The sequence below is a fragment of the Aeromonas sp. R6-2 genome (genome assembly GCF_040908155.1).
GTDB classification, from domain to species: domain Bacteria; phylum Pseudomonadota; class Gammaproteobacteria; order Enterobacterales; family Aeromonadaceae; genus Aeromonas; species Aeromonas schubertii.
In genome coordinates this window covers 73,300-84,311 of the sequence record NZ_JBFODE010000007.1, presented here as the reverse complement: position 1 = coordinate 84,311, position 11,012 = coordinate 73,300, and the positions used below count along the sequence as shown (strand labels likewise).

Sequence of the window (11,012 nt, the reverse complement as noted above, 5' to 3'; positions counted from 1 at the left end):
TCGATGCGCATAAAAAATCCGAAACCAATCAATAGGTTTCGGATTTTCACACATCAGAAGGATCGGTCAATGGATCCTTAACTGATCGGCATTACCCTCACGGGGCCCTTCATCAGCAGATGGGGAGGCTTACATCATGCCGCCCATGCCACCCATACCGCCCATGTCCGGCATGGCCGGAGCGTCTTTCTTCGGCAGCTCGGTCACCATGCACTCTGTGGTGATCATCAGGCCGGCGATGGACGCGGCGAATTGCAGGGCGGAGCGGGTTACCTTGGTCGGATCCAGGATACCCATCTCCAGCATGTCGCCGTACTGCTCGGAGTAGGCGTTGTAACCGAAGTTACCTTCACCGGCCTTGACGTTGTTGGCGACCACAGAGGCCTCCTCACCGGCGTTGGTGACGATCTGGCGCAGGGGGGATTCCATGGCGCGCAGGGCAACCTTGATACCCACGTTCTGATCTTCGTTGTCGCCACGCAGGTCAACCAGCTTGGCAGCCACACGGATCAGGGCGACACCACCACCGGCAACCACACCTTCCTCAACGGCGGCGCGGGTCGCGTGCAGGGCATCTTCCACACGGGCTTTCTTCTCTTTCATTTCAACTTCGGTGGCAGCACCGACCTTGATCACGGCAACACCGCCGGCCAGCTTGGCCACGCGCTCTTGCAGCTTCTCACGGTCGTAATCGGAAGAGGTCTCTTCGATCTGCTGGCGGATCTGGGCAACGCGGGCTTCGATCGCGGCGGCTTCACCCACGCCATCGATGATGGTGGTGTTTTCCTTGGTGATGACGATGCGCTTGGCACGGCCCAGGTCTTCCAGGGCAGCCTTCTCCAGCTCCATACCCACTTCTTCGGAGATGACGGTACCACCGGTCAGGATGGCGATATCCTGCAGCATGGCCTTGCGACGATCACCGAAGCCCGGAGCCTTGACGGCAGCGACCTTGACGATACCACGCATGGTGTTGACCACCAGGGTCGCCAGGGCTTCGCCTTCCACGTCTTCGGCGACGATCACCAGCGGCTTGCCAGACTTGGCCACACCTTCCAGCACCGGCAGCATTTCGCGGATGTTGGAAACCTTCTTGTCGACCAGCAGGATGAAGGGGTCGTCCAGCTCGACGGCACCGGCTTCCGGCTTGTTGATGAAGTAGGGGGAGAGGTAACCACGGTCGAACTGCATACCCTCGACCACAGCCAGCTCGTCTTCCAGGCCCTGGCCGTCTTCGACTGTGATGACGCCGTCACGGCCCACCTTGTCCATCGCCTCGGCAATCAGCTTGCCCACCTTCTCGTCGGAGTTGGCGGAGATGGTGCCAACCTGGGCGATGGCGTTGTTGTCGGCACACGGGGTGGACAGGGCTTGCAGCTCGGTGACGGCGGCGGCAACGGCCTTGTCGATACCGCGCTTCAGATCCATCGGGTTCATGCCGGCGGCAACGGCCTTCAGGCCTTCGTTGACGATGGACTGGGCCAGTACGGTGGCGGTGGTGGTACCGTCACCGGCGGCGTCGTTGGCCTTGGAAGCAACTTCCTTGACCATCTGGGCACCCATGTTCATGAACTTGTCTTCCAGCTCGATCTCGCGAGCGACGGAGACGCCGTCCTTGGTGATGGTCGGGGCACCGAAGGACTTGTCCAGCACCACGTTACGGCCCTTCGGACCCAGGGTCACCTTGACCGCATCGGCCAGGATGTTGACCCCTTCCAGCATTTTTACGCGAGCGTCGTTACCAAATTTAACGTCTTTAGCAGCCATCTTGTTCAATCCTTATCAATGAAACGGGTTAGGGTGAGATTACTCTTCGACGATTGCCAGGATGTCGGTCTCGGAGAGGATCAGCACCTCCTGACCATCCAGCTTCTCGGTCTTCACACCGTAGCCTTCGTTAAAGATCACCTTGTCACCAGCCTTGACGGCCAGCGGCTTCACTTCGCCGTTATCCAGGATTCGACCAGTGCCCACGGCCAGAACCTCGCCACGAGTGGACTTCTGGGCCGCAGTACCAGTCAGCACGATGCCGCCAGCAGACTTGGCTTCGGCTTCGATGCGCTTGATGATGACACGGTCATGCAGTGGACGAATTTTCATCGATAACTCTCCCAAAATGAGTTTTCTCTTGTTTCGTTAACATGGCCATACCTGGCCAAAGCGTTGATATTCCCAGATGTGGGGGCTCAAGCCCTACCTTCAAGGGGCGATACAAAAAAAATTTTTTTCACGTACTATTGAGCCCTCTTTATCGAACCGCCCCGGCGGCCGCCAGCCAACAGAGACGTCGTGCATACCCCCAATCCGCTTCACCATGCCCCCATCCCTGCCCTGCTGGCCCGCATGACGGGCCCCATGATCGTCGGCATAGTGGCGATCCTGGCCTTCAACCTGATCGATACCTTCTTTATCGGTCTGCTGGGCACGGAGGCGCTGGCAGCGGTCAGTTTCACCTTTCCGGTCACCTTCGTCGTCACCTCCCTCATCATGGGATTGGGGGCCGGGCTCTCCGCCGTACTGGGTCATACCCTGGGCCAGGGGCGTCACGACGAAGCCGCCCACTTCACCACCGATGCCCTGCTGCTGACACTCTTGATGGTGAGCAGCCTGTCGCTGCTGGGCGCCGCCACCATAGATCCCCTGTTCCGTCTGCTGGGAGCCAGTGACCGGTTGATCGCCCTGATCCACGACTACATGGTGATCTGGTACCTGACGGTGCCCCTGCTGGCACTGCCCATGGTGGGCAATGCCGCCACCCGGGCCACCGGCGATACCAAGACTCCCAGCCTGGTGATGGCGGTGGCGGGGCTGGTCAACGGCCTGCTCGATCCCTTGCTCATCTTCGGCTGGGGCCCGGTACCGGCACTCGGCATCAAGGGGGCGGCCATCGCCACCTCTCTCTCCTGGCTGATGGCCATGCTGGTGAGCCTGCGCATCCTCTACCGGCGCGATCGTCTGCTGCTGCTCACCCTCTCCCCCTGGCCAGCGCTCAAGAGGCACTGGCAAGCCGTCCTCCATGTGGCCCTGCCGGCCGCCTTTACCAACATGCTCAACCCGCTAGCCAACGCCCTGCTGATGATGATCTTCGCCGGACTCGGTACCGAGGTGGTGGCCGCCTATGGGGCCGCATCACGGGTCGAGGCCCTGCTGCTCATCGTCATGATGGCGCTCTCCTCGGTGTTGGCCCCCTTCGTGTCGCAAAACACCGGGGCAGGCAACCCGCAGCGAGCTCATGCGGCCCTGATGCTGGCGATGCGCTTCGCCCTGCTGTTCCAGCTCCTTATCTACGCCATCATCTGGCTGCTGGCTCCCTGGGTGGCCACCCTCTTTAGCACCCACCCCGTCGTCGTGGAGACCATGACCCGCTACCTGCATCTGATCCCCCTCGGCTATGGCTGCCAGGCGCTGGTGATGCTGCTCGCCTCGGCCCTCAACGGCGTCAGGGCATCGACCATAGCCCTGCTCTTTAACGGCCTGCGTCTGTTCGGACTGCTCTTGCCCCTGGCCTGGCTGGGATCACGCCAGGGGGTCGAGGGCATCTTCCTCGGCATCCTGCTGGCCAACCTGGTCGCCGGAACACTTGCCTACCTGTTTGGCGCCCGCCGCTTCGCATCGCTCTGCCACCGCAAGACTCCCTGAAACGAAGCAGGGGGCCCCACGGCCCCCTGCTTCATTTCGTTATTCACTCAATCCTTACGCTCGTACTCACCCTCTATGGTGCGACCGTCCCCGGGGGGAGTCCCGGCACCTCCGTCGAAGGGCCCCTTGACCACGAAGCGACCCGAGCCCATCAGCTTGTCGGCAATCCGGTTGCGCAGCGCCGGCTGCAACAGCAGCACGGCCACTATGTCGGTGATAAAACCGGGGATGATGAGCAACAGACCCGCCAACGCCAGCATCATGCCACTCATCATCTCGCGACCGGGCAGCTCGCCCAGCTGCATCTTGTGCTGGGCCTCCATCAGGGTGCGCAGTCCCTGGCTGCGCACCAGCGAGGTCCCCACCATGGCCGTCACAACGACCAGAGCCACCGTGGGCAGGGCACCGATGACGGAGCCAACCTGGATGAGCACCGTCATCTCCAAGAGAGCCAGTCCTACCAGCCCGAAAAACAGTTTACCCATGATGACCTCTGTCGATTGTGAGTCGTATCCGATCCAAGTGGGGGGAGGATAACCGATTTTCAAGTCATTCCCCTCCCCCGGCAACAGGTGGCACAGGGGGGGAAATCGTTTAGATAACATGGTCATTAAGCCAAATAGCAGTTGTTTATTTTTTTTTGAACTTTAAATTTAGTGATCTGCGTCTGATTTGGGCTACCCACAATGAGATAATATTATTGTCAGTTTTCAGGGCATCGCCCTGCGCCCCTACACGATGTGCAACGCTTCAGGATGACAATTGCAATTGCGCATGGAACTCGCATCGCATTGTGAGGAATGTTCAATCTGTTTTGATTTCTGAGGCAACACAATGAGTGACAACAAGAACGTCCGCATTGAAGAAGACCTGCTGGGCACCAAAGAAGTTTCCAACGACGTTTACTACGGTGTGCACACCCTGCGCGCCATCGAGAACTTCAAGATCAGCTCTCAGAAAATTTCCGATGTTCCCGCCTTCGTGCGCGGCATGGTGCTGACCAAGAAGGCCGCCGCTCTGGCCAACGGCGAGCTGGGCACCATTCGTCCCGAGATCGCCGACAAGATCGTCGAAGCCTGCGACGTCATGCTCAGCACCGGCAAGTGCTTCGATCAGTTCCCGATCGATGTCTTCCAGGGGGGTGCCGGTACCTCCGTCAACATGAACACCAACGAAGTGCTGGCCAACATCGCCCTCGAGCTGATGGGCCTTGAGAAGGGTCGTTACGACGTCATCAACCCCAACGATCACGTCAACAAGTGCCAATCCACCAACGATGCCTACCCGACCGGTTTCCGCGTCGCCGTGGTCGACAGCACCGACACTACCCTGGATGCCCTGGAACACCTGATCGCCGCCTTCGATGCCAAGGCCAGCGAGTTCAAGCACATCCTGAAGATGGGCCGTACCCAGCTGCAGGACGCCGTCCCCATGACCCTGGGCCAGGAGTTCCACGCCTTCGCCGTTACCCTGCGCGAAGAGATCAAGACCATCAAGCGCTGCCAGGAGCTGCTGCTGGAAGTGAACCTGGGCGCCACCGCCATCGGTACCGGCCTCAACACTCCCCCCGAGTACTCCCAACTGGCCATTCAGCGTCTGGCCGAGATCACCGGTCGCGCCTATGTGCCGGCAGAAGACCTCATCGAAGCAACCTCCGACTGCGGCGCCTATGTGATGCTGCACGGTGCGGTCAAGCGTCTGGCCATGAAGCTCTCCAAGATCTGTAACGATCTGCGTCTGCTCTCCTCCGGCCCGCGTACTGCACTCAAAGAGATCAACCTGCCGGAGATGCAGGCTGGCTCCTCCATCATGCCGGCCAAGGTCAACCCGGTCATTCCGGAAGTGGTGAACCAGTCTTGCTTCAAGGTATTCGGTAACGACGTCACCATTACCTTCGCCGCCGAGGCGGGTCAGCTGCAGCTGAACGTGATGGAGCCGGTGATCGCCCAGGCGATGTTCGAATCCCTGAGCCTGATGGAGAAGGCCTGTATCTCCCTGCGCGAGAAGTGCGTGGAAGGGATCACCGCCAACCCGGAGATCTGCCGTAACCACGTGCTCAACTCCATCGGTATCGTCACCTACCTCAACCCCTTCATCGGTCACCACGAAGGGGATATCGTCGGCAAGATCTGCGCCCAGACCGGCAAGAACGTCCGGGAAGTGGTGCTGGAGCGCGGCCTGCTGACCGCCGAGCAGCTCGACGAGATCCTCTCCATCGAAAACCTGATGAACCCGCAGTACAAGGCCAAGCGCTTTACTCGCGAACAGGCATAAACAGGCACAAGCCGGTTATGGGGTGGGTTCGCCCACCCCATAGAGCCCCTTCCCGAGCGATCTGCGGCCAGATGACTCGGGAATTGGCTTTTTCAAGCACACAGCGTCACCAAAAACTAAAAAATGGAGTTAACCATGATTGGCATTGAGTTACTGGTAGTGCTCGCCGCTATCTATCTGGGGGCCCGGATAGGCAGCATTGGGATCGGCTTCGCCGGTGGTCTGGGTGTCTTGGTCCTGACCTGGGGTCTGGGCATGCAGATCCCGGGTGATCAACTGGTCGCGTTTATCCCCTGGGACGTGATCATGATCATCGCCTCGGTGATCTGCGCCATCGCCTGTATGCAACTGGCCGGCGGCATGGATTACCTGGTCTATCTGGCCGAGAAGGCCCTGCGCAAGAATCCCAAGTACATCACCTTCGCCGCTCCGGTCGTCACCTATCTGATGACCATGCTGGCCGGCACCGGTCACACCGCCTTCTCGACCCTGCCGGTGATCGCCGAGGTGGCCAAGGAGCAAGGTATTCGCCCCTCCCGCCCCCTCTCCATCGCGGTCATCGCCTCCCAGATCGCCATCACCGCCTCGCCAATCTCGGCAGCCGTGGTTGCCTTCTCCGGCATGCTGGAGCCGCTGGGCGTGGGTTACCTGACCCTGTTGGCCATCTGCATCCCCTCCACCTTCCTGGCCTGTATCCTGGGCGCCTTCGTCGCCAACATGCTGGGCAAGCCGCTGGATCAGGACGAAATCTATCTGGAGCGTAAGGCCAAGGGGCTGGTCAAGCTGCGTGGCGCCACCCAGCTGGATATCAAACCCTACGCCAAGATCTCGGTCGGTATCTTCCTGGTGGCCATCGCCGCCGTGATGATCTATGCCACCGCCATCTCCGGTAAGGTGGGTCTCATCACCAACCCGCCGATCCCCCGTGACGGTGCCATCATGGGTATCATGCTGGCTGCCGCCACCATCATGGTGCTGGTGTGCAAGCTGGACGCCAGCCAGATCACCAATATGCCGACCTTCAAGTCCGGTATGTCCGCCTGCATCTGCGTGCTGGGTGTGGCTTGGCTCGGCAACGTCTTCGTGAAGGGCAATATGGAGACCATCCAGCACTTCGCCGGTGACCTGCTGAACCAGTACTCCTGGCTGCTGGCCGTGGTGCTCTTCTTCGCCGCCATGCTGCTCTACTCGCAGGCGGCCACCACCAAAGCCCTGATGCCGGCCGCCCTGGCCCTGGGCGTCAGCCCGGTCGCGGCGATCGCCTCCTTTGCCGCGGTGAGCGCCCTGTTCGTGCTGCCGACCTATCCGACCCTGCTGGCTGCGGTCGAGATGGATGACACCGGCTCGACCCGTATCGGCAAGGCGGTCTTCAACCACCCCTTCTTTATTCCGGGTGTGGCAACCATCGCCATTTCGGTCGCGCTGGGCTTCGTCTTCGGCGGCATGATGCTTTGATGACTATTTGACCTGCTACAGAATAAAAATCGGCCCGCAACAATGCGGGCCATTTTTTTGGGAGCCATATCACAAAATGTATTGAGATTCTCCCGTTAAGTTCCCGTTCAGCGTTATTAATCGCCGCTGCTTTAAGCTCCAGTCAAGGTTTGGCGGTATATCGTCCTCGTATCGGAAACACCGATCACCCGGACCGAGCACAGGTCTGTTGAGTGTTGATATCAGAGGATTCAAACAATGAAATACACTGCACTGAAGATCGCCATCTCCAGCCTGCTGCTGGCCGGTACCGCCCAGGCTGCCACTGTCTACAACCAGGATGACACCAAGCTCGAGATTGGTGGTCGCGCCCAGGGCATGTACTACGGCACCGACGACAACGGCTCCGAAGGTGATCAGAGCTACTTCCGTGTGAACATGCGCGGTGAGACCAAGATCGCTCCCGAGATGAAGGCCTTCGGCTTCGCCGAGTACAACCTGCCGACCTCCGGCTCCGACAACGACGAGCTGCGTTACGCCTACGCAGGTATCAAGCACGATCGCTTCGGTGCCTTCAGCTACGGTCGTCAGGACGGTCTGTTCCGCATCGTTAACGACTACACCGACGTGCTGCCCGAGTGGGGCGGTGATGGTCTGGGCAAGGGCACCGAAGTATTCGGTACCGGTCGTACCAACGGCCTGGCCCAGTACCTCTACACCTACAACGGCCTAACCCTGGGTGCCCAGTTCACCGGCAACAACGATCCGCAGAACGCTGGCCGTAGTGCAATCACCGAATCTTACAACGGCAACACCTACAACGGCGAAAGCTGGAACAGCAAAGGTTCCGCTGAAGGCTTCGCGGTAGCTGCCTCCTATGACTTCGACATGGGTCTGGGCCTGTCTGCTGCCTATAACCAGGCTGGCAAGACCGACGAGCAGGCTCGTTACGCCGCCTTCGGTGGTGATTCTGACGCCAAGCTGACCGGTGTTGGTATCAAGTACGCCGCCAACAACCTCTACCTGGCCGCGACCTATGCCCACGGCGAGAACCACCTGTTCGTCAACAACGGCTACGCCGAGAAGCACGACGGTTACGAAGCCGTTGCCCAGTACACCATCGGCAAGTTCAAGCCCTCCCTGGCTTACCTGCGCACCGACGTGAAGGATGACGCTCACGGTATCGACGATACCTACACCGAGTACGTCTCCATCGGTGCCTGGTACAACTTCACCGAGAACTTCAACGCCTACGTTGATTACAAGATCAACCTGCTGGATGACGGTGCCGTTTCCGGTACCAGCAAGCTGGGTCAGAACACCGACGACGTGGTCGCCGTGGCCCTGCAGTACAACTTCTAAGTTGTATCCGCTGCGAAAGCAGCACCATGCCTACTGTTTTCTTTTTTGCCGGTCCCTCGTGGACCGGCTTTTTATTGCCTCAGGCCAGCGCCCTGGTGCGCAGCTCGGGACGACGGGCAAAACAGCGCGCCAGCAACAACAGGGTAATGGCACCGATGGAGCCGAGGACCAACCAGGGCAAGGCAGGTTCGCCCAGCGCCATGGCGTGATCATAGAGGGCCCCGCCCCCCACATAACCACTCATCCCCCCCAGCGCCAGTCCAAGACGGCTGAACCCCATATAGCTGCCCCGGGCGGCCGGATTGGCCAGCCGGGTCATCAGCGTCTCCCGCGCCGGTTCGGCGATGATGATGCCCAGATAGAAGCAGCCGAGGAGCAGGAAGACGCCGGCCAGGGTATCGACGAAGGCCACCAGCCCGATGCCCGCCGTCATCAGCAGCACACCGGCCATCAACCGGGTCTCTAGCCGGTAATGCCGCTCGCCAAGGCGCGCCAGGGGGTAAAGCAACAGCAGGGAGAGGGCGCTCTCCAGGCTGTACATCCAACCGACGGCGGCCGTGGTACCCGCCAGCTGCTTCACCAGAATGGGGAAGATCAGCATCATCTGCACCCACATCATGTAGTAGCCACTGAGTACCAGCACCAGGCGACAGAAGGCGCGATCCGCCAGCACCTGGCCGAGCCCCGCCCGGATCGGCGTCGGCTTGACCGATAGGCGGTAGGCGGGCAGCAGGAGGGCATTGCACAGGGCCGCCAGCAGGAAGAGACCCCCTCCCAGCAGGCAGACATAGGTAAAGTCGAAACGCAGCAACCAGCTGCCAAGCAGGGCCCCCAACACGGCGCCGGCGCTCTCGAGCATCATCAGCAGTGAGATGAAACGCCCGCGCTGGCGCGGCCGGGTGAACTTGATCACCAGGGCGGCGCGCGGCGGGTCGAACAGACACCCGCCCAATCCGGAGAGAAAGCAGGAGAAGATCAGCATGGTCCCGCTCTCGGCCCAGGCCAGGGAGAAGAAACCGGCGGCCCGCAGCAACATGCCGCCCACGATGAGGGGACGGGCCCCGAAGCGATCGGCCAGGGAGCCCCCGAAGATGCCGAGCCCCTGCTGGGTCAGCTGACGCAGTCCCAAGGCCAGCCCCACCAGACCGGCAGCCCATCCCAGCTGATCCACGAAACGCAGGCTGATCATGGGCATGACCACAAAAAAGCCCAGGATCACCAGCGTGGTATCGAGCGCCAGAAACCAGCGCCCCCAATATCTTGCCCTGTCGACCATGACACCCTCTCACTCAATGACAACGTCATTGTGTGACGGCATCAGATATAGTGGTAGACGACAACTGGCTATATTTCATATCAGGATTTTTTATGTCACTGGATTTGGACGATCTGCAGTTATTGCTGGATGTGGCGGAGCTCGGCAGCTTCAGTCAGGCCGCCGCCATTCGCGGCTGGTCACAGCCTCTGGTCAGTCAACGCATCGCCCTGCTGGAGCAGACCCTGGGTGGATCCCTGTTCCAGCGCCACCGGCGTGGCGTCACTCCGACTCCGGCCTGCGAACAGTTTTTGCCTGCCGCCCGGGACGCCCTCGCCACCCTGGCAGAGGGCCGTCTGGCCATGCAGGGGGCACCGGCCCTGCCCAGGATCCGGCTTGCCTGCCTCCCTTCTCTCACCTCTGTCGTCTTCAGCCCCTTGCTGATGGCACTGGTGGACGGGGAGTTCGAGATCCGCTGCAACACGGATCACTCCGGCGTCATCATGCAGGAGCTGCTGACCGGAGAGTGTGATATCGGCTTCGTACTCAAGTGTCCGACCGTCGCCGGCCTGCAGATGGAGCTGCTCTGCCGCTCCCCCATCATTGCCATTGCATCGCCATTGCACCCCCTGGCCGGCCAACAGGGGCTCACCCTGCATGACATCGCCAACGAGCGTATCGCCCCCCAGCAGTGGGGGCCGGGTTGTGATGTTTTCATTCAGCAACTGCGTCGTCTGCGGCAACCCAGCAAGTCACTGCACGCCATCCAGCCGGCCGGAGCGGCCCGGGAGCTGGCCCTTGAGCACGGCTTCATCACCCTGATGCCGGCCCTGGCGGTGGCGCGAGATCTGGAGTTGGGCCGGCTGATCCGGCTGGATGTGGAGGATCTGCCCCAGGATCACTGGGAAGTGATGATGGCCTGGCGAAGTGGAAAGCGCCCCAACGCGGCCAAGGAGACGGTCTTGAATGCGGCCAGAGCGCTGGCTATTCGATGGGGAGGATCAGAACAGGGCGCGGTATCCCCCGCGCCCTGACCGGGCATTGGCAG

Annotated in this window: 9 protein-coding genes; 5 read left to right on the top strand and 4 right to left on the bottom strand. The window is 60.7% G+C overall.

Annotated elements, in window-relative coordinates; all coding sequences use genetic code 11:
• Positions 1-129: 129 nt before the first annotated feature.
• Together groL and AB5Y48_RS01875 are read right to left on the bottom strand one after the other, a co-directional pair.
• Positions 130-1,767, bottom strand: coding sequence for a chaperonin GroEL (gene groL / locus AB5Y48_RS01880; RefSeq protein WP_050666289.1), 1,638 nt, complete (start codon positions 1,765-1,767; stop codon positions 130-132).
• 39 nt (positions 1,768-1,806) lie between these two features.
• Positions 1,807-2,100: a co-chaperone GroES gene (locus AB5Y48_RS01875; protein WP_050666290.1), complete on the bottom strand. Its 294-nt coding sequence runs from the start codon at positions 2,098-2,100 to the stop codon at positions 1,807-1,809.
• 189 nt (positions 2,101-2,289) lie between these two features.
• On the opposite strand from AB5Y48_RS01875, the gene AB5Y48_RS01870 reads away from it, so the two are divergent.
• On the top strand, positions 2,290-3,639 hold the full coding sequence (locus AB5Y48_RS01870) for an MATE family efflux transporter (protein ID WP_162491597.1): 1,350 nt from the start codon (positions 2,290-2,292) through the stop codon (positions 3,637-3,639).
• 47 nt (positions 3,640-3,686) lie between these two features.
• Here the strand turns inward: AB5Y48_RS01870 and AB5Y48_RS01865 are convergent, their stop codons facing one another.
• The gene (locus tag AB5Y48_RS01865; protein ID WP_050666292.1) at positions 3,687-4,124 is read right to left on the bottom strand and encodes an FxsA family protein; all 438 of its coding nucleotides are present in this window, start codon (positions 4,122-4,124) and stop codon (positions 3,687-3,689) included.
• Between the two features lie 349 nt (positions 4,125-4,473).
• On the opposite strand from AB5Y48_RS01865, the gene aspA reads away from it, so the two are divergent.
• The 3 genes from aspA to AB5Y48_RS01850 all read left to right on the top strand — a co-directional run bounded on the left by aspA (position 4,474) and on the right by AB5Y48_RS01850 (position 8,709).
• Positions 4,474-5,913 (top strand): aspartate ammonia-lyase, encoded by a 1,440-nt coding sequence (gene aspA / locus AB5Y48_RS01860; RefSeq protein ID WP_050666293.1) that lies wholly within the window; start codon positions 4,474-4,476, stop codon positions 5,911-5,913.
• Positions 5,914-6,048: 135 nt separating this feature from the next.
• On the top strand, positions 6,049-7,368 hold the full coding sequence (locus tag AB5Y48_RS01855) for an anaerobic C4-dicarboxylate transporter (RefSeq protein WP_050666294.1): 1,320 nt from the start codon (positions 6,049-6,051) through the stop codon (positions 7,366-7,368).
• A 237-nt stretch (positions 7,369-7,605) separates the two neighbouring features.
• Positions 7,606-8,709, top strand: coding sequence for a porin (locus AB5Y48_RS01850; RefSeq protein ID WP_368163614.1), 1,104 nt, complete (start codon positions 7,606-7,608; stop codon positions 8,707-8,709).
• A 79-nt stretch (positions 8,710-8,788) separates the two neighbouring features.
• Here the strand turns inward: AB5Y48_RS01850 and mdtH are convergent, their stop codons facing one another.
• The gene (gene mdtH / locus AB5Y48_RS01845; protein ID WP_368163612.1) at positions 8,789-9,985 is read right to left on the bottom strand and encodes a multidrug efflux MFS transporter MdtH; all 1,197 of its coding nucleotides are present in this window, start codon (positions 9,983-9,985) and stop codon (positions 8,789-8,791) included.
• A 92-nt stretch (positions 9,986-10,077) separates the two neighbouring features.
• On the opposite strand from mdtH, the gene AB5Y48_RS01840 reads away from it, so the two are divergent.
• Entirely contained in the window at positions 10,078-10,998 is a 921-nt protein-coding gene (locus AB5Y48_RS01840) for a LysR family transcriptional regulator (RefSeq protein WP_050666297.1), read from the top strand.
• Positions 10,999-11,012 lie beyond the last annotated feature (14 nt).